Origin of the sequence: Aeromonas sp. EERV15 (assembly GCF_900079845.1) — a bacterium.
Taxonomy (GTDB): Bacteria; Pseudomonadota; Gammaproteobacteria; order Enterobacterales; family Aeromonadaceae; genus Aeromonas; species Aeromonas sobria.
In genome coordinates this window covers 1-476 of sequence record NZ_FKKY02000102.1, presented here as the reverse complement: position 1 = coordinate 476, position 476 = coordinate 1, and the positions used below count along the sequence as shown (strand labels likewise).

The window sequence follows — 476 nt, the reverse complement described above, 5'->3', positions numbered from 1 at the left end:
CCACGCTGCCGTTCAACGGCTATGCGGAGGAGGTCGCCGGGCTATACAGCGGCATGGACCTGCGGGAGAACTTCTGACGATGGGCTCGCCAGCGAGGCCCGGAGAACCCGTGATCCCGGTGAGCCCGAGGGACACGGCGAGCCCGGTGCATCCGTCCCGAACGACAGAGCCGACGCGGACGCCGTCGCCGCCGCGCGCCGGCGTTCCGGCAGGCCGGAAGCAGGCCTGGCTGCCGCCCGCGATCGTCACGGGCGGTCTGTTCCCGCGCGTCGTGCGCGGCCTTCGCGCCGCCACGGGGGCGCTCGGCCCGAACGCGATCGCCGAGGCGCTGAACCAGCTCGGCCTCCTCGCGCTCGTGCTGCTCGTCGCCTCGCTGGCGGCGACGCCGCTCAAGCTCGTCTCGGGCTGGACGTTCCCGCTCCGCATCCGCAAGGCGCTCGGCCTGCTCGCCTTCTTCTATGCGTGCGCCCACTTCC

The 476-nt window shown here is 73.1% G+C and carries 1 protein-coding gene; it reads left to right on the top strand.

Going from position 1 to position 476, the window contains the following annotated elements:
- Positions 1 to 109: 109 nt before the first annotated feature.
- Positions 110 to 476, top strand: a 367-nt coding sequence (locus tag BN4575_RS22790) for a hypothetical protein (RefSeq protein WP_218060798.1), incomplete at its 3' end; no start/stop codon positions are given.